Origin of the sequence: Allobosea sp. R86505, from assembly GCF_042466375.1 — a bacterium.
In the GTDB taxonomy this organism is placed as follows: domain Bacteria; phylum Pseudomonadota; class Alphaproteobacteria; order Rhizobiales; family Beijerinckiaceae; genus Allobosea.
Genome location: NZ_JAXHPY010000001.1, coordinates 4,501,518 through 4,518,422, shown reverse-complemented (window position 1 = coordinate 4,518,422; position 16,905 = coordinate 4,501,518). Strand labels below are relative to the sequence as shown.

General features: G+C 66.6%; 16 protein-coding genes. 6 read left to right on the top strand and 10 right to left on the bottom strand.

Annotated features, from left to right (window positions below; translation table 11 throughout):
* Positions 1-214 precede the first annotated feature (214 nt).
* Positions 215-2,539, bottom strand: a complete 2,325-nt coding sequence (locus SJY11_RS21795) for a putative bifunctional diguanylate cyclase/phosphodiesterase (protein WP_376988826.1) — start codon at positions 2,537-2,539, stop codon at positions 215-217.
* Between the two features lie 134 nt (positions 2,540-2,673).
* Positions 2,674-3,630 (bottom strand): enoyl-CoA hydratase-related protein, encoded by a 957-nt coding sequence (locus tag SJY11_RS21790; RefSeq protein ID WP_376988825.1) that lies wholly within the window; start codon positions 3,628-3,630, stop codon positions 2,674-2,676.
* A 294-nt stretch (positions 3,631-3,924) separates the two neighbouring features.
* Here SJY11_RS21790 and SJY11_RS21785 point away from each other — a divergent pair, with 294 nt between their 5' ends.
* The 6 genes from SJY11_RS21785 (at position 3,925) to SJY11_RS21760 (ending at position 8,261) form a co-directional block, all read left to right on the top strand.
* Positions 3,925-4,089, top strand: a complete 165-nt coding sequence (locus SJY11_RS21785; protein WP_376988824.1) for a hypothetical protein — start codon at positions 3,925-3,927, stop codon at positions 4,087-4,089.
* A gap of 54 nt (positions 4,090-4,143) precedes the next feature.
* Complete coding sequence (gene murA / locus SJY11_RS21780; protein WP_326908428.1) at positions 4,144-5,433, top strand: UDP-N-acetylglucosamine 1-carboxyvinyltransferase; 1,290 nt, start codon at positions 4,144-4,146, stop codon at positions 5,431-5,433.
* A gap of 32 nt (positions 5,434-5,465) precedes the next feature.
* Positions 5,466-5,912: a DUF2948 family protein gene (locus SJY11_RS21775; protein ID WP_376988823.1), complete on the top strand. Its 447-nt coding sequence runs from the start codon at positions 5,466-5,468 to the stop codon at positions 5,910-5,912.
* Between the two features lie 67 nt (positions 5,913-5,979).
* Positions 5,980-7,272, top strand: a complete 1,293-nt coding sequence (gene hisD / locus SJY11_RS21770; RefSeq protein WP_376988822.1) for a histidinol dehydrogenase — start codon at positions 5,980-5,982, stop codon at positions 7,270-7,272.
* Positions 7,273-7,322: 50 nt separating this feature from the next.
* A complete protein-coding gene (locus tag SJY11_RS21765) occupies positions 7,323-7,811 on the top strand; it encodes a UPF0262 family protein (protein WP_376988821.1) in 489 nt (162 codons plus the stop codon).
* A gap of 45 nt (positions 7,812-7,856) precedes the next feature.
* A complete protein-coding gene (locus SJY11_RS21760) occupies positions 7,857-8,261 on the top strand; it encodes an arsenate reductase/protein-tyrosine-phosphatase family protein (protein ID WP_376989391.1) in 405 nt (134 codons plus the stop codon).
* 39 nt (positions 8,262-8,300) lie between these two features.
* Here SJY11_RS21760 and SJY11_RS21755 read toward each other — a convergent pair whose 3' ends face one another.
* From SJY11_RS21755 to SJY11_RS21720, 8 genes are all read right to left on the bottom strand, one after another.
* The gene (locus SJY11_RS21755; RefSeq protein ID WP_376988820.1) at positions 8,301-9,518 is read right to left on the bottom strand and encodes a phosphopentomutase; all 1,218 of its coding nucleotides are present in this window, start codon (positions 9,516-9,518) and stop codon (positions 8,301-8,303) included.
* A 2-nt stretch (positions 9,519-9,520) separates the two neighbouring features.
* Entirely contained in the window at positions 9,521-11,152 is a 1,632-nt protein-coding gene (locus tag SJY11_RS21750; RefSeq protein ID WP_376988818.1) for an ABC transporter ATP-binding protein, read from the bottom strand.
* Complete coding sequence (locus SJY11_RS21745; protein ID WP_376988817.1) at positions 11,149-12,324, bottom strand: ABC transporter permease; 1,176 nt, start codon at positions 12,322-12,324, stop codon at positions 11,149-11,151. The genes SJY11_RS21750 and SJY11_RS21745 overlap by 4 nt, the downstream gene beginning before the upstream one ends.
* 1 nt (position 12,325) lies before the next feature.
* Positions 12,326-13,423, bottom strand: a complete 1,098-nt coding sequence (locus tag SJY11_RS21740) for a microcin C ABC transporter permease YejB (protein ID WP_376988816.1) — start codon at positions 13,421-13,423, stop codon at positions 12,326-12,328.
* Complete coding sequence (locus SJY11_RS21735; protein ID WP_376988815.1) at positions 13,417-13,791, bottom strand: HepT-like ribonuclease domain-containing protein; 375 nt, start codon at positions 13,789-13,791, stop codon at positions 13,417-13,419. Before SJY11_RS21735 ends, SJY11_RS21740 begins: the two co-directional genes overlap by 7 nt.
* Positions 13,788-14,078 (bottom strand): nucleotidyltransferase family protein, encoded by a 291-nt coding sequence (locus SJY11_RS21730; protein ID WP_376988814.1) that lies wholly within the window; start codon positions 14,076-14,078, stop codon positions 13,788-13,790. The genes SJY11_RS21735 and SJY11_RS21730 overlap by 4 nt, the downstream gene beginning before the upstream one ends.
* A 46-nt stretch (positions 14,079-14,124) precedes the next feature.
* Positions 14,125-15,993 (bottom strand): extracellular solute-binding protein, encoded by a 1,869-nt coding sequence (locus tag SJY11_RS21725; RefSeq protein ID WP_376988813.1) that lies wholly within the window; start codon positions 15,991-15,993, stop codon positions 14,125-14,127.
* A 195-nt stretch (positions 15,994-16,188) separates the two neighbouring features.
* Positions 16,189-16,728 (bottom strand): c-type cytochrome, encoded by a 540-nt coding sequence (locus SJY11_RS21720; RefSeq protein WP_376988812.1) that lies wholly within the window; start codon positions 16,726-16,728, stop codon positions 16,189-16,191.
* Positions 16,729-16,905 lie beyond the last annotated feature (177 nt).

Below are 16,905 nucleotides of genomic sequence, written 5' to 3'. Positions count from 1 at the left end.
CACGGTCGTGCCCTGCCGCGGCCGTCGTGCCGAAGCAGCGATGCGAAAGCGTCGTCGGATGCGATCATGCCGTCTCCCTGACGAGCGGACTGTGGGCCACAATCGCTGATGCGTTGTCGCTGGGCCAGAATCAAGGCAGCACTGCCGCGCGAGCCGCTTTCTGCGCCGCAGCGAAGGGTGGCGGAACCGTGCCCATTCGTCACGCCCCGACCGCTCAGGCCACGTGACGGCCCTTTTCCGCCATGGCGGCCAGGGGGGCGGGCTTGCCGAAAAGATACCCCTGCGCGCGCTGCGCGCCGAGCAACTGGACGGCGATGCGCTGCTGCTCGGTCTCGATGCCCTCGACCACGACATTCATCGAGAGCCGGCGTGCCAGTTGGCACACAGCCTCGATGATCGCCTTGGACGCCTCGCTGGAGTTGACCGTCCGCGTGAAGCTCTGGTCGATCTTCACCTGGGCGAAGGGATAGGTCGAGAGATAGGCGAGCGAGGAATAACCAGTGCCGAAATCGTCGAGCGCGAAGGTCACGCCGAGCGTGCGCAACTCGTTGATGACACCCAGCGTCGTCTTGTTGTCCTCGATCAGGAGCGATTCGGTGACCTCGAGTGTCAACCTGTGCGAGGGCAGGCTGGAGGTGAGCAGCGCCAGCTTGACCGCTTCGATGATGCGGCGCGGTTCGCGGAACTGCAGGGGCGAGATGTTGACGGAGACGCCGACATGCGTCTCCCATGAGGCCGCGTCCTTGCAGGCTTGCCGGATCGCCCAGTCGCCGATCGTGGCGATCAGGCCGGACTGTTCGGCGATCGGAATGAACTGGCCGGCGGGAACCATGCCGCGCGTCGGATGGCGCCAGCGCATCAACGCTTCGCGCGAAACCACTTCCCCAGAGCGCAGATCGATGATCGGCTGGTAGAACAGTTCCAGCGAGCCATCCTCGCAGGCCTTGCGCAGGTCGACCTCGATCTCGTGCCGTTCGAGCATCTCCTCGGCCATCGTCGGATTGAAGAACATCAGCGTGTTGCGGCCGGCTGCCTTGGCCTTGTACAGCGCGGTGTCGGCGTGCCGCAGCAGATCGGCCGGGTTGGCGCCGTCGGCGGGCGCCATGGCGATGCCGATGCTGGCCGTGACGTAGACCGTCTTGTTGTCCAGGGCGAAGGCGGGCGTCATCGCGTCGATCATGCGCTGGGCGATGGCGGTGACGACACTGTGGTTCGCAGCCGGCAGGATGAGGAGGAACTCATCGCCTCCGAAGCGCGCCAGCTGGTCGCTGCCGCGGATGGCGCCGCGCAGCCGCTCGGACGTCTCCATCAGCACACGGTCGCCGATGTCGTGCCCGAGGCTGTCATTGACCTGCTTGAAGCCGTCGAGATCGACATAGAGCAGGGCAAAGGACTCGCCGGTCCGCTCCAGCCGCCCGAAGGCGTCGGCGATCGAGCGGTTGTACTCGAAGCGGTTGGCGAGGCCGGTCAGCTCGTCGAAGCGGGCCATCTGCTCGATCCGCGCCTCGGTCGCCTTTCGCTCAGTGGCATCCTCCGTCGACATCAGCACGCCGTCTTCGGCAGCCGGCGCGAAGGTCACGACCAGAACCCTCCCGTTGCGCGTCTGGATTTCCCGGCTCGTCGTCTGCTGCGTGGCCTGGACTTCGGCCAGCGCCTCCCGCAGATCGCGCAGCTGGCCCGCCGCGACCACCTGTCGCTCGACCAGAAAGCGCGCGATCGCCGAAATCGGCGTGCCCGGCAGGGAGAGCGTTTCCGGCAGGCCGTAGAGCGCCAGATGCGGCGCATTGCTCACGGCGAGCTTGAGATCGCGGTCGAACATCGCCAGCCCGTGGATCATCGTGTTCAGGGCGGCGTCGAGCGTCAGGTTTTGCGAATGCAGCGCCGAGGCCAGCGCCTTCGACTGCTTGGTCGCGTCGCTCAGGGCGAGCAGATTGCGATGCAGCGAGTTGGTGATGGCGATGTTGGCCGCAACGTACAGGAACGCGAAATAGCCGATGTACTGGTAATAGACGTTATGGGCCTGGATCAGCCCGATCGCCATCGGAACGCAGAAGGTCAGCAACTGGACGGCGACGAATTTCGGCCGGCCTGCGTTGCGCGAGACGTAGCCCGAGGCGATGGCGATGGTCGAGGCGACCGAGGTGATATGGGCTGCCGGATCGTCGGTATGCGTCAGCGCGGCATAGCAGCTGTAGCCGAGCACGGCGCTGAAAGCGGTGGCGCCGAGAAAGTAATCCCGGTCCCAGCGGCGGGTTTCTTCGTAGCCGTCCCGGGAATGGTCGCCGCGGCGATAGGAAACGAAGGTCGCCAGGCGCAGCAAGACGATCAGCGCGACCACGATCGTCAGCACTTCGAACAGGGCCAGCCCGGTCGAGATCCAGCACAGGAAGGGGGTCAGGATTCCCGCGACGCCGCCGGGAATGATCGAGGCCGGCGACGAGAACAGGGAACTGACCAGCAGGGCGTAGCTGGGCTGGTCGAAGCCTTCGCCCGGGCGCCGCTGCCTGGCATTCCACCATTCCCTCAGCCCGAGCGCCATCTCATCCTGCCTAGGTGGCCGCCGCAGGCGCTGCTGCAGCGCCTGCAATAACTCCCCGATTAAATGCTTTTAAAGGACGAGAGGTAAATGTTTGGTGTTGCCGCATCGGGGCACCGCCATGGCGGCGCGCGGGCTCAGAGGCCGAGCTGGAGGCCGTCGGCCGCGGGTCGCTGATACATCCGTGCCAGCATCCTGTCCTGCGTCTGGGCGATCCGCTGCAGCTTGGAGATTGCGCTCGGCGTCAGGCGCAGCATGCAGTCGGTCCAGATCCGGCCGAGCTCCTGAAGCTCCTGCTGCAGGTCTCCTGCACGCCGGTTGAAGGCCGAAAACAGCGCCGTCTTGGCCGCGTGCATCGGCAGCGAATCCTGGGCGTATTTCCGGATCCAGGCCTCGCCCGTGCCGGTCGGCACCACCGCTTCCAGCCCGCCGGCCTCGAAGAAGGCCTGTGCGCTCATCTCCTCGCCCGACATCAGCATCCGTTCCGCCGCACGCGCGCCCATCCGCCGGGACAGGATGGCGACGGCGGTAATGGGGAAGTGGTTGAACTTGATCTCGGGATAGACGAACGAGGCCTGCTCTTCGGCGATCATGACGTTGCAGGAGCGCGGCGCGTCGATGCCGCCGCCGATCGCCTTGGCGTGAATCGTCGAGAGCGTGACGACCAGCCCGTTGAGGCCGCTCGCATTCAAGACCGCTCCGGCCGCCGAAAGCCGGGCATACTCAGCCAGAGCCGCGCGGTCGTTCTTGGCCAGGCAGTCCAGATAGAAATCGAGATCGCCGCCGAGCGTAAAGAACGGACCCCTGCCACGGAAGGCCAGGAACCGCACCGGCGCCCGGTGATACTGGTCTGGCGCGCCCCAGAGCGCGACGATCGCGGATTGGATCTTCACCAGGCTGTCCAGCAGCTGCAGCGTGAAGACGGGCTTCAGCTCCGGCCGGATCGTGACCCAGAGCGTCTGGATGGCGGGCTCGTAGGCCAGTTGCGTCTCCGGCAGGAAGCCGGCCCGACGGCGGATCGCGTCGATGACCTCGCAGCTGTCGAGCAGAGCTGCGGGAGGGGCGTCCATGACCGAAGCAACTGACTGAAACATGCTGCTCATCCCGTATCGCCGAGCATCTGTGCGATGCCGACAACGTACGTGAAGTTAACAAACTGTAAATGAAATCTCGCCCGAATGGTTAATTACGTTAATCTTTATTACCTAACGTCAGGCGTTAACCTTTTGCAGCGTGCCGGGACGGGGCGCTCGACACAACCGTAACAGAGGACCAGCAATCGCCATGCCGCGCCGCCGTTCGGCTTGTCCAAAGCGGCGCGGGCGGCTAACCATGCGCCGCGATTTCGCCGCGATATGAGCGTTCAACCCCGGTACCGAGTTGTTGCCGTGAACCGCCAGACAGCCGCAGACGAGGAGAAGAGGGCGCGCCTCGCCGCCGCCCTCCGGGAGAACCTGAAGCGCCGCAAGGCTCAGGCCCGGGCTCGTCGCGCGGAGGAGGCGCCCGCGCAGGACGAGGCGCCACGAGCCCAGGCCGACCCCAACCGGTCCTGAACACAGACATTCCTCGCCACCGGTGATCGCCGGGAGGCTCAGCAGGACTTCATGATGGACAAGATCCGCATCACCGGCGGCCAGCGCCTCGACGGCGCCATTCCGATCTCCGGCGCCAAGAACGCCGCCTTGCCGCTGATGATCGCGAGCCTGCTCACCGACGAGACGCTGACGCTCGCCAACGTGCCGCGCCTGTCGGATGTCAGCGCGCTCTCGCGCATCCTCTCCAATCACGGCGTCGATCGCTCGATCGCCGGCAAGCGCATCGGCCAGTCCGCCGAGACCGGCCAGACGATCGCGCTGACCGCACGCCAGATCGTCGACACCTGTGCGCCTTACGAACTCGTCTCGACCATGCGCGCCAGCTTCTGGGTGATCGCGCCGATCCTCGCCCGCATGGGGGAGGCCAAGGTCTCGCTGCCGGGCGGCTGCGCCATCGGCACGCGCCCGGTCGATCTGCTTCTGATGGCGCTGGAGCGGCTCGGCGCCGAGATCGAGATCGAGAATGGCTATGCCATCGCCCGCGCCCCCCGCGGGCTGAAGGGAGCCGAGATTGTCTTCCCTAAGGTCACTGTCGGTGGCACGCACACCGCCCTGATGGCCGCCGTCCTGGCGCAGGGCACTACGGTCATCGAGAACGCGGCCCGCGAGCCCGAGGTCACCGATCTCGCCGCCTGCCTGACGAAGATGGGCGCGAAGATCGAGGGCGCCGGAACGAGCCGCATCGTCGTCACCGGCGTCGCGCGCCTGGGCGGTGCGCATCACGCCGTGCTGCCCGACCGGATCGAGACCGGAACCTATGCCATGGCCGTCGCAATGACCGGCGGCGACGTCGTGCTCGAAGGAGCGCGGGCGGACCTGCTGCAGTCGGCGCTCGACGTCCTGGTCAAGGCCGGCGTCGAGGTGTCCTCGACCAATGCGGGCATCCGGGTGCGCCGCAACGGGCAGCCGCTCGAGGCGGTCGATGTCGAGACCGACCCCTTTCCCGGCTTTCCGACCGATCTCCAGGCCCAGTTCATGGCCCTGATGACGAAGGCCCGAGGGACCTCCCGGATCCGCGAGACGATCTTCGAGAACCGCTTCATGCATGTGCAGGAACTCGCCCGCCTCGGCGCGAAGATCCGGCTCGAGGGGGATTGTGCCCATGTCGAGGGCGTCGCCAAGCTCACCGGCGCGCCGGTGATGGCGACGGATCTGCGCGCCTCGGTCTCGCTCGTGATCGCGGGTCTGGCGGCCGAGGGCGAGACCACGATCAACCGGGTCTACCATCTCGACCGCGGCTTCGAGGCGCTCGAGGCCAAGTTGACGCGCTGCGGCGCCCTGGTCGAGCGTCTCAGCGGTTGACGTCAGGGGATGGCACGGCCAAGAACACCGCCATGTCGGATGATGCCGCAGACCCGTTGAAGCTGATCGCGCTCGATGCCGATGATCTCGCGATCCTCTCGGCCCATCTCCAGGACGCCGTCCTGAAGGTGGCCGATGTCGTCTGGCTGCCGGCGGAGAAGCGCTTCGCCCTCGCCGCCAGGCGGTTCGACTGGGAAGGGGCGGCGCGGGGCCAGCGCCGACGGCGGCTGGCGGCCCTGCATTTCGACCGTGTGATGTCGGTGCGCAGCACGGGGATCGACAAGGCGATGAGCGACCGTGTCCTCAGCCTGCTGGCGATCGGCTTCACCGAGGGTGAGGCGCCGACGGGCGAGATCACCCTGCACTTCTCGGAAGGCGCGGCGATCAGGCTCGCGGTCGAGTGTATCGAGGCGCAGATGAAGGATCTCGGCCCGGTCTGGGAAGCGCTCGGCAAGCCGGAGCATCCCGAGGACGCCTGAGGCGCTTCGCCGCGGACGCGTCGACAACCAGCCACCACCAGCCGAACAGCACCAGCCGGGGACAGCGATGCCGATCAGGCTCGACGACAGCAAGACCGCCTTCGAAGCGGCGTTTCGCGATCTGCTCTCGGCCAAGCGGGAAGTTTCCGAAGAGGTCGACCGCATCGTCGCCGACATCATCGCCGAGGTGCGCGAACGGGGGGATGCCGCCGTCATCGATTACACCCGCCGCTTCGACGCTCTCGACGTCACGGCCGCCACCCTGCGCGTCTCGGCCGAAGAGATCGACGCCGCCGTCGCTGCCTGCACACCGGCGCAGATCGACGCGCTGGAGACCGCAAGGGCGCGCATCGAGGCCTATCATCTGCGCCAGAAGCCGCAGGACGCCTGGTTCACCGACGAAGCCGGCGTCAGCAGCGGCTGGCGCTGGAGCGCGATCGAGGCGGTGGGGCTTTACGTGCCCGGCGGCACGGCGAGCTACCCGTCCTCGGTTCTGATGAACGCCGTCCCCGCCAAGGTCGCCGGCGTCCCGCGCGTGGTCATGGTGGCGCCGACGCCGCGGGGAGAAAGCAACCCCCTCGTCCTCGCCGCGGCGCGGCTGGCCGGCGTGGACGAGATCTATCGCATCGGCGGGGCTCAGGCCGTGGCGGCGCTGGCCTATGGAACGCAGACGATCGCGCCCGTCGCCAAGATCGTCGGCCCGGGCAATGCCTATGTCGCCGCGGCCAAGCGCCGGGTCTTCGGCCAGGTCGGCATCGACATGATCGCCGGCCCCTCCGAAGTGTTGGTCATCGCCGACGGAACCGCAAATGCCGACTGGATCGCCGCCGATCTGCTGGCCCAGGCGGAGCATGACGTCTCGGCCCAGTCGATCCTGATGACGGACGATGCGGATCTGGCGGAGCGGGTCGAGCGTGCGGTCGAGGCGCAGTTGCGGACGCTGCCGCGCGCGGCAATCGCTGGCCGCAGCTGGGAGGATTTCGGTGCGATCCTGCTGGTGGCCGATCTCGAGGCGGCGGTGCCGCTGGTCGACCGGCTGGCGCCGGAGCATCTCGAGATCATGACGGCCGATCCGCACCGCCTGTCGGGGATGATCCGCAATGCTGGCGCGATCTTCCTCGGCGGCCATACGCCGGAGGCGATCGGCGATTATGTCGGCGGCCCCAACCACGTCCTGCCGACCGCGCGCTCGGCCCGGTTTTCCTCGGGGCTCGGCGTGCTCGATTTCATGAAGCGGACATCGCTGCTGCAATGCGGCCCCGAGGCGCTGCGCGCTCTGGCGCCGGCCGCGACGGAACTCGCGCAGGCCGAGGGCTTGCAGGCGCACGGCCGTTCCGTGACCATCAGGCTGAACCTCTGAGGGCCTTTGCCTAGGGAGGCTTGGCCGCCCCCGCTGCCACCGGAGGAACGATGCCCCAGCCTGAGACTTCCGCGAAACAGTGCCTCGTCGGTGTGACGCTCGATCCGTCCTCGCTCGGAGGCGGGTCTCCGGATCAGGAGCATGAGCGCGCCGTCGCCATCTACGATCTGATCGAGCGCAATCGCTTCGTCCTGCCGGGCCACGAGGGTGGCCCTTATCTCGCCCATCTCGCCATGGTCGAGCGCCGGCTGGTCTTCGAGATCCGGGAAGCGGATGGAGCTCCGGTAATCACGCATCACCTGTCGCTCACGCCCTTCCGCGGCATCGTCAAGGACTATGCGATGGTCTGCGAGAGCTACTACGCCGCCATCCGCACCGCGACGCCGTCGCAGATCGAGGCGATCGACATGGGCCGCCGGGGGCTTCACGACGAGGCGGCCGGAATCCTGGTCGAGCGACTCGCCGGCAAGGTCGAGATCGATTTCGATACCGCCCGGCGTCTCTTCACCCTGATCTATGCGCTGCACTGGAAGGGCTGAGGCTTGGATCCGCCATCCTCGCGCAAGGTCCAGAGCGTGCTCTTCATGTGCGCGCAGAACGCCGTGCGCTCGCCGATGGCGGAGGCCATGGCGAAGCACTTCTTCGGCAAGTCGGTCTATGTCCAGTCGGCCGGAGCACGGCGCGGCGAGGTCGATGCCTTCGCGCTCGCGGTGCTCGACGAGATCGGGATCAATGCGCACAAGCACAAGCCGAAGTCGATCGAGGAACTGGAGGAGTGGGAGGGGCTCAACTTCGACCTGATCGTCTCGCTGTCGCCGGAAGCGCATCACAAGGCGCTGGATCTCACCCGGACCGTTGCGGCGGATGTCGAATACTGGCCGACGGCGGACCCCACCGCCGTCCAGGGATCACGCGACCAGGTCCTGGACGCCTATCGCGCTGTCCGGGATGGCCTGATGCGTCGCATCAAGGACCGCCTGACGACCTGAATGTGAAGCTGCCACATCAGCGGGTCGCGGCCGCCTGAGCTACCAGCCGCGGCCGGGCCCGACCGGGCCTATTCCGAGCCAGTGCCCGACCGTCGTCGCGATGTCGGCGAAGCTCTCGCGACGGCCGATCGGCTCCGGCACGATGCCGGGGCCGAAGGCAAGGATCGGAACATGCTCCCGCGTGTGGTCGGTACCAGGCCAGGTCGGGTCGTTGCCGTGATCGGCGGTGAGGATCGCGAGGTCGCCGGGGCGCAGCGCCGCTTCGAGCCGCAGGAGCATCGCGTCGAAGGCTTCGAGCGCCGCCGCATAACCAGGAACGTCGCGGCGGTGTCCGAACTCCGTGTCGAAATCGACGAGGTTCACGAAGCAGAACCCGCCATCGGGCAGGCCTTGCCAGGCGGCGAGCGCGGCCTCGAACATGGCGGCGTTGCCGAAGGGCTTGATCTCCTCGCCCGTGGCACGATGGGCGAAGATGTCGCCGATCTTGCCGACGGTGACGACCGGGCGTCCCTGTGCCGCGAGTCGGTCCAGGATCGTCTCGTCTGGCGGCGGAATCGCGAAGTCCTTGCGGTTCCCGGTGCGCGTGTAGCCGGTCTCGGCCGTCCCGACGAAGGGGCGGGCGATGACGCGCCCGATCCGCAGGGGATCGACCAGGGCCCGAACCTGGCGGCACAGCGCATACAGTCGCTCCAGGCCGAAATGCTCCTCATGCGCGGCGATTTGCAGCACGGAGTCGACGGAGGTGTAGCAGATCGGCTTGCCGGTCGCGATGTGCTCCGCCGCGAGATCATCGATGATCGCCGTGCCCGAAGCATGCCGGTTGCCGAGGATGCCGGGCAGGGCTCCAGCGCGAATGACCGCTTCGACCAGCTCCGGCGGGAACGACTGCTCGAGAGCGGTGAAGTAGCCCCATGCGAACGAGACCGGGCAGCCGGCGATCTCCCAGTGCCCCGATGGCGTGTCCTTGCCCTGGCTGCGCTCGACGCCGTAGCCGTAGCGACCCTCGGGGCGGGCCGGTTTCACGATCCCCGCCAGCGGGGTTCCCGTGGAGGCCTCGCAGGCGTGGGCGAGCCCCAGCCGCACGAGATTCGGCAGGGCCAGAGCGCCGCTGCGCAGGCCGGCGCGGTCGCCCCGACCCTCCGCACAAGCCAGGGCGATGTGTCCGAGCGTATCGGCACCGGCATCGCCGTAGAGATGCGCGTCCTCGGCGCCGCCGCAGCCGACCGAATCGAGCACGATCAGGATCGCCCGGGCCACGGTCAGTCCCTCACAGTGGTGGCGCCGACCGGTTCCAGATTGAGCGCGGCGGCGAGCAGCGCCTGCGTATAGGCCTCGCGGGGCTGCGAGAAGATCGTCTCCGCCGCGCCTTCCTCGACCACCCGGCCGTTCTGCATCACCACCACGCGATGGGCCATCGCCCTGACGACCTTGAGGTCGTGGCTGATGAAGAGATAGCCGAGCCGGCGCCGGGCCTGCAGGTCGCGCAGCAATTCGACGATCTGCACCTGCACCGACATGTCGAGCGCCGAGGTCGGTTCGTCCAGCACGATGAATTTGGGGTCGAGCGCCATGGCGCGCGCGATCGCGATGCGCTGGCGCTGCCCGCCCGAAAACTCATGCGGATAGCGGTCCATCGCCGAGGGATCGAGCCCGACATCGCTCAGCGCATGCGCCACGACCTCGCGACGCTGCGCATAGCTCTGCTGCTTTGCCTGGACCGTCAGCCCCTCGGCGACGATCTCCGCCACCGACATGCGCGGTGACAGCGAACCATAGGGGTCCTGGAAGACGACCTGCAGGTCCTTTCGCTTCGGCCTGACCTGGGCACTCGACAGCCCGTCGATCCGGTCGCCGAGGAAGAGGATCGGCCCTTCCGACGAAATCAGCCTGAGAATGGCGAGCCCGAGCGTCGTCTTGCCGGAGCCGGATTCGCCGACCACGCCGAGCGTCTCTCCCGCGCGGACCTTCACCGAGATGCCGTCGACCGCCTTCACATGACCGGTGGTCTTGCGCAGGAAGCCGGTCTTGATCGGGAACCAGACCTTGATCGGCCCCGCCTCGACCAGCGTCGCGGCATCGTCGGGAACCGGGGCAGGGCGGCCCTTGGGCTCGGCCGCCAGAAGGCGCTGGGTGTAGGCGTGCTGCGGGTTGCCGAAGATCTCCGACACGGGCCCCTGCTCGACGATCTGGCCCTTCAGCATCACGCAGACCCGGTCGGCGATGCGCCTGACGATTCCGAGATCATGGGTGATGAACAGCATGGCCATGCCGAGACGTTCCTGCAGCTCTTTCAGCAGCTTGAGGATCTGAGCCTGCACGGTGACGTCGAGCGCCGTGGTCGGCTCGTCGGCGATCAGCAGATGCGGCTCGTTGGCGAGCGCCATCGCGATCATCACACGCTGGCGCTGGCCGCCGGAGAGCTGGTGCGGATAGGCGTCGAGCCGGCTTGCGGCGTCGCGGATGCCGACCAGTTCCAGCAGTTCGAGCGTGCGCGCACGCGCCTTGTCGCCCCGCAGACCTTTGTGCAGTTCGAGGATCTCGCCGATCTGCCGCTGGATCGTATGCAGCGGGTTGAGCGAGGTCATCGGCTCCTGGAACACCATGGTGATGTCGTTGCCGCGCACCTTGCGCATCGCGTCCTCGTCGGCCGCGATCAGGTCCTTCCCGTCGAACATCACCTTGCCGGAGGGGTGATGCGCCGCCGGATAGTTGAGCAGCTTCAGGATGGACAGGGCCGTGACCGACTTGCCCGAGCCCGACTCGCCGACGATGGCGAGCGTCTCGCCCCGGGCGAGGTCGAAGGACACCCGGTCGACGGCCAGCGTCTCGCGCCCGCCCTGGCGGAAGGCGACGGAGAGATCATGGACGGAGAGGAGGGGGAGAGAGGTCATGCGAACGTCTTCCGCGGGTCGAACGCATCCCGCACCGCCTCGCCGATGAAGATCAGCAGCGACAGCATCAGCGCGATCACGACGAAGCCCGAGAGACCGAGCCAGGGCGCCTGCAGGTTTGATTTCCCCTGCGCCAGAAGCTCGCCCAGCGACGGCGAGCCCGGCGGCAGGCCGAAGCCGAGGAAGTCGAGCGAGGTCAGCGTCGTGATCGAGCCGTTGAGGATGAAGGGCAGGAAGGTCAGGGTCGCGACCATCGCATTGGGCAGCAGGTGCTTGACCATGATGGCGCGGTCGGAGAGCCCCAGCGCCCGCGCCGCCCGGACATATTCGAAGTTGCGCGCCCGCAGGAATTCCGCCCGGACCACGCCGACCAGCGCGACCCAGGAAAACAGGAGCAGGATGCCGAGCAGCACGAAGAAGCTCGGCGTGATGATCGCCGCCACGATGATCAGCAGGTAGAGCGCCGGAATCGAGGTCCAGATCTCGATCACGCGCTGGAAGATCAGATCGGTCCAGCCGCCGAAATAGCCCTGGATGGCGCCGGCCGCGATGCCGATCACCGAGGAGATCCCGCACAGGATCAGCCCGAACAGGATCGAGATGCGGAAGCCGTAGATCAGCCGGGCGACGACGTCGCGGCCCTGGTCATCGGTGCCGAGCCAGTTCCATTCGAGGTCGCGGCAGCCTGTCCCGCCCGTCCTCTCCGCGATGCCCTTGCACTGCTCGTCCCTGAGCATCCAGGTCGGCGGCGCCGGCGCGGGCACCGGCAGGTCGAGATTGTGCGTGCGGAAACTGTAGCGGATCGGCGGCCAGACCGAAAAGCCGTTGGCGTCGATCTCCTTGGCGATCACCGGATCGCGATAGTCGGTGGTCGCGAGAAAGCCGCCGAACTTCTCCTCCGGATAGTTGACCGCGACCGGAAACAGCCACTCGCCCTTGTAGCGCACGATCAATGGGCGGTCGTTGGCCAGGAACTCGGCGAAGAGCGACAGCAGGAACAGCGTCAGGAAGATCCAGAGCGACCACCAGCCGCGCCGGTTGGCCTTGAAGTTGTCGAGCCGGCGCCGGTTGATCGGCGAGAGCTTGAGCCAGCCCTGGGCGGCCTGGGCCGGGGCCAGCGGCGCCTCGCCACGCAGGGCCGCGGCGGGAGAGGCGATCTGCGTGTCGCTCATCTCAGGTCTCCCGCGTCTCGAAATCGATGCGGGGATCGACCCAAGTATAGGTCAGGTCGGTGAGGAGATGCACGAAGAGGCCGATCAGCGAGAAGATGTAGAGATTGGCGAAGACCACCGGATAGTCGCGGTTGACGATCGCCTCGAAGGACAACAAGCCAAGCCCGTCGAGAGAGAAGATCGTCTCGATCAAGAGCGAGCCGGCGAAGAGCGCCCCGACGAAGGCGCCGGGAAAGCCTGCGATCACGATCAGCATCGCATTCCGGAAAACATGGCCATAGAGCACGCCGCGCTCCGAGAGCCCCTTCATTCGCGCGGTCAGGACATACTGCTTGCGGATCTCGTCGAGGAAGGAGTTCTTGGTCAGCAGTGTCGAGGTCGCGAAGGCTCCCAGCGCCATCGCCGTCACCGGCAGGGCGATGTGCCAAAGGTAATCGGCGATTTTGTCGAAGAAGGTCAGCTGCGAGAAGTTGTCGGAGGTGAGCCCGCGCAGCGGAAAGATCTGCCAGAACGAGCCACCGGCGAAGAGCACGATCAGCAGGATGGCGAAGAGAAAGCCGGGAATGGCGTAGCCGACGATCACCACCGCGCTCGTCCAGGTGTCGAATCGCGAGCCGTCCTTCACCGCCTTGCGGATGCCGAGCGGGATCGAGATGGCGTAGGACAGCAGCGTCATCCACAGGCCGAGCGAGATCGAGACCGGCAGCTTTTCCTTGATCAGTTGCAGCACCGGTGCGTCGCGGAAATAGCTGCGGCCGAAATCGAAGCGGATGTAGTCGCCGAGCATCTTGAGAAAGCGCTCATGCGCCGGCTTGTCGAAGCCGAACTGCTTTTCCAGCTCCTTGATGAAGGCCGGGTCGAGTCCTTGCGCACCGCGATAGGCCGAGCCGGCGTCGCCGGCGGCCTGCGCGCCGGCATCGCCGCCCGAACCGCCGCCGACGCGGTCCGCCGCGCCGCCGCTATTGGGATTCTGCAGCTGCGAAATGACCCGTTCCACCGGCCCGCCCGGGGCGAACTGCACGATCACGAAGGAGATCAGCAGGATGCCGAACAGGGTCGGTACCATCAGGGCCAGGCGGCGCGCGATGTAGCTCAGCATGGACGACGCTCGGCTTCAGCAAGCGCTATGATCGCCGGCAAACGCGCGGCAAGCTCAGGCAGAACCGTATCGATAGTCTCCCAGACCGTATTGATGTTGATGTCGAAATACCCGTGGGCAATCCGATTGCGCATTCCTTTCATGCTTTTCCATTTGATATCTGGATGACGGCCCAAGAATCCGACATCGGTTTTTAGCAGGAGCGTGGCGGCTTCGCCAATGATCAGCAGGTTCAAAATGACCGCTTGTTGGGTGCGCTCGTCCACCAAAAAGCTGTCCTTATCCATGCCTTCGACATAGCTCGCGACCTTGAGAGCGGCTTCCAGAATGTGGTTCAGGCGTTCGAGCAGTCGCGGCTCGGCAGTCATATTGGCAGCGCCTCGGCGAGGACGTGCGCACGCAAACGTGGCGGCAGATCGTCGATCGTCACGACATCGACGCTGACACCCAGGATTTCTTCGAGCGCGATCTGCAGCCCGCCGAGGTCAAACAAGGTGGTCTCGGGAAGAGGATCGACCAAGATGTCGAGATCGCTGTTCTGATCGTCCGTGCCGCGGCTCACCGAACCGAACACGCGTGGATTACTCGCGCGGAACCGAATCGTTGTCCGGCGGATCATGTCGCGGTTGAGGGCCAGCGCGGTTGAAGGCTTCATTGCGGTCTCTCGGCTAGGACGGCGGTGACGGAACGCATTTGTGCTCCTAACCACGTCCGATCCGCTTCGCCTTCCCGGCATCATACCACCAGATCGACGGCGCGCCCGAGCCGAATTTCGGTTTGGTCTGCGGCCGATCGAACATGTCCCAATAGGCCAGCCACTCCGTCGGGTTCCACCACATCGGAATCCAGTAGCGCCCGGCGCGCAGAATGCGGTCGAGGCATTTGGCCGCGACCACCACCTCGGCATAGCTGTCGGCTTGGCCGATCGCCGCGATCATCGCGTCGATCGCGGGGTGGCTGACGCCGCCGGCATTGCGGGAACCGCGCGTCTTCGCCGCCTCCGAGCCATAGACGATGCGCAGGCTGTCGCTGGGGATCGCGCTGCCGCCGAGCGCGCGGCTGATGATGTCGAAGTCGAACTCGTCGAGGCGGCGCTGGTACTGCGCGCCATCGACGATGCGCGAGGTCGCGGTGATGCCCAGCCGCTTCAGATTGGCCTGGAAGGGCTGGGTATGAGGCTGCAGCGCGCCCTGCGAATCGAGAAACTCGATCTCGAAGGGCTGGCCGTTGGGCAGCTTCAGCACCGCTCCATCGCGCTTGCATCCGGCGGCGCGGAACATTTCGTCGGCGCGGCGCAGCAGGGCGCGGTCGCTGCCCGAGCCGTCGGATACGGGCGGCAGGTAGGGCTCGCCGAAGACCTCGTCCGGCACCTGGCCGCGGAAGGGCTCGAGCAGCTTGAGTTCGGCGGCAGACGGCAGGCCGACGGCCTTGGAATCCGAGTTCTCGAAATAGGAGGTCATTCGCGCGAAGGACGAGAACATGATGTTCCGATTCGTCCATTCGAAGTCGAAGCACAGGCCGAGCGCCTCGCGGATGCGCGGATCGGCGAATTTCTCGCGGCGCAGGTTGAAGATCCAGCCCTGCGAGCCGGTCGGGTCGGTCTTGGGCAGCGCCTCCTTCTTCACCTTGCCCTCGTGCAGGGCTGGGAAATCGTAGCCGGTCGCCCAGATGCGGGAGGTGAACTCCTCCTGGAAGGTGATCACGCCGCTCTTGAAGGCCTCGAACGCCACCTGCCGGTCGCGGAAATACTCCCAGCGCACCCTGTCGAAATTGTTGACGCCGATGTTCACCGGCAGATCGCGGCCCCAGTAATCCGCCACGCGCTCGAATTCGATGAAGCGGCCCTGTTCGAAGCGCCCGACCTTGTAAGGCCCCGACCCGAGCGGCGGCTCCAGTGTCGAGGCCTCGAAGTTGCGGGTTGACCAGAAGGCTTCCGAAAACACCGGCAGCCCCGCGACGATCAGGTGCAGGTCGCGGCTGCGCTTGACCGAGAGCTGCGCGACGAAGATGTCGTCGCTCTCGGCGGTGGCCGAGGCGAGCTCGTTCAGCATCAGCCGGAAGGAGGGATGCCCCTTGCTCTTCAGCAGGTTCATGCTGAAGGCGACGTCGCGTGCGGTGACACGGCTGCCGTCATGGAAGCGCGCCTCCGGCCGCAGCCGAAACCGGTAGGTCAACTTGTCAGCGGAGACGGCGACGCTCTTCGCCAGCAGCCCGTAGACTGTGCCCGGTTCGTCGCCCGAGCCCGCCATCAGGCTGTCGAAGCAGGAATCCATGCCGGCCGCGCCGTCGCCCTGCAGGACGAAGGTGTTCAGCGTGTTGAAGGTGTCGAAGCTCTGGTTGCCGCTGGCGCGCTTAATCTGGACCGTCAGCGTGCCGCCCTTGGGGGCATTGGGGTTCACATATGGAAAATGCGTAAAATCGGCGGGAAGGTTGAGTTCGCCGAACGTGGAGAGGCCGTGCGCCTCGGCGACCTGCGCGAAGGCGCGCCCGCCCAGCCCCGGCAGCGCCGCGCCGCCCGCGAGGAGCGCGGCACCCGTCAGGGCCCTGCGGCGCGTCATGCGAATCGTCATCGTCTCGCAACTCCCTCGTCGATGGCGGGGCGCCCGAATCGCCCGGGATCATCTGGCCCGTGCCGTCGGCCTACGCAACATCCGACACCATGGTGGCGGCAACACCATGGCCTGCGCAAGCGGCCAGCCGACAAAGCAAAAGCCGGGCGCGAGGCCCGGCTTCGAGACTTCATGAACCAGAGACAGGCCCTTCGCTCAGGGGGTGGGCAGCGGCTTGGGCGCGTCGGCGAGCGAGTTCAGATAGGCCACCATGTCGGCGCGTGTATCGGGGCGTCCGACGCCGGCATAGGCCATGATGGTGCCGGGCATATAGGCCTTGGGGTTCTTCAGGAAGCCGTCGAGCTGCTCGGCCTCCCATTTCTCGCCGGACTTGGCCTTCATCGCGGCGGAATAGGCGAAGCCGTCCACCGCCCCCTTGTTGCGGGCATAGACGTCGTAGAGATGCGGGCCGATCTTGTTGGCGCCGCCCTTCTCGAAGGTGTGGCAGGCCTTGCAGGCGCCGACGGCCTTTTCGCCGCGGGCCACGTCGGCCTTGGCGAGACGGACCGCGATCGGCTCCTCGGCCGCAGCGGCCGGAGCGGACGCGGCGGCCACCGGCTCGTCGCTGGGCAGGTCGAAGCCGGGCACGGCAGGCTTCGTCGGCGCGAACACGATGCCGGCCGTCATGTTGAGACCCATCACCACCAGCAGCGTCGAGAGAACGGCACCGGCGATCTTGTTGGTTTCGATGTCCATCGTATCCGAACCCTCGGCCGCCGGCGCCGTGGCGCAGGAAGCAAGACAGCTTGCGCGACCCCCGCAGGGGCCGACATCCGCGCGTTGCTTAACCGCTTTGCGCGTCTCATTGCAACTCGTATAAGCACGCTCCGCTTTGAGACCTTTTGACGCCTCGCGCCGCGCCTGCGCGCCGCC

Excerpts from the sequence above, each read along its gene's own strand:
- SJY11_RS21795 (WP_376988826.1), bottom strand. The coding sequence starts at position 2,539 with ATGGCGCTCGGGCTGAGGGAATGGTGGAATGCCAGGCAGCGGCGCCCG.
- SJY11_RS21790 (WP_376988825.1), bottom strand. The coding sequence starts at position 3,630 with ATGTTTCAGTCAGTTGCTTCGGTCATGGACGCCCCTCCCGCAGCTCTG.
- murA (WP_326908428.1), top strand. The coding sequence starts at position 4,144 with ATGGACAAGATCCGCATCACCGGCGGCCAGCGCCTCGACGGCGCCATT.
- SJY11_RS21775 (WP_376988823.1), top strand. The coding sequence starts at position 5,466 with ATGTCGGATGATGCCGCAGACCCGTTGAAGCTGATCGCGCTCGATGCC.
- hisD (WP_376988822.1), top strand. The coding sequence starts at position 5,980 with ATGCCGATCAGGCTCGACGACAGCAAGACCGCCTTCGAAGCGGCGTTT.
- SJY11_RS21765 (WP_376988821.1), top strand. The coding sequence starts at position 7,323 with ATGCCCCAGCCTGAGACTTCCGCGAAACAGTGCCTCGTCGGTGTGACG.
- SJY11_RS21760 (WP_376989391.1), top strand. The coding sequence starts at position 7,857 with ATGTGCGCGCAGAACGCCGTGCGCTCGCCGATGGCGGAGGCCATGGCG.
- SJY11_RS21750 (WP_376988818.1), bottom strand. The coding sequence starts at position 11,152 with ATGACCTCTCTCCCCCTCCTCTCCGTCCATGATCTCTCCGTCGCCTTC.
- SJY11_RS21745 (WP_376988817.1), bottom strand. The coding sequence starts at position 12,324 with ATGAGCGACACGCAGATCGCCTCTCCCGCCGCGGCCCTGCGTGGCGAG.
- SJY11_RS21740 (WP_376988816.1), bottom strand. The coding sequence starts at position 13,423 with ATGCTGAGCTACATCGCGCGCCGCCTGGCCCTGATGGTACCGACCCTG.
- SJY11_RS21735 (WP_376988815.1), bottom strand. The coding sequence starts at position 13,791 with ATGACTGCCGAGCCGCGACTGCTCGAACGCCTGAACCACATTCTGGAA.
- SJY11_RS21730 (WP_376988814.1), bottom strand. The coding sequence starts at position 14,078 with ATGAAGCCTTCAACCGCGCTGGCCCTCAACCGCGACATGATCCGCCGG.
- SJY11_RS21725 (WP_376988813.1), bottom strand. The coding sequence starts at position 15,993 with ATGACGATTCGCATGACGCGCCGCAGGGCCCTGACGGGTGCCGCGCTC.
- SJY11_RS21720 (WP_376988812.1), bottom strand. The coding sequence starts at position 16,728 with ATGGACATCGAAACCAACAAGATCGCCGGTGCCGTTCTCTCGACGCTG.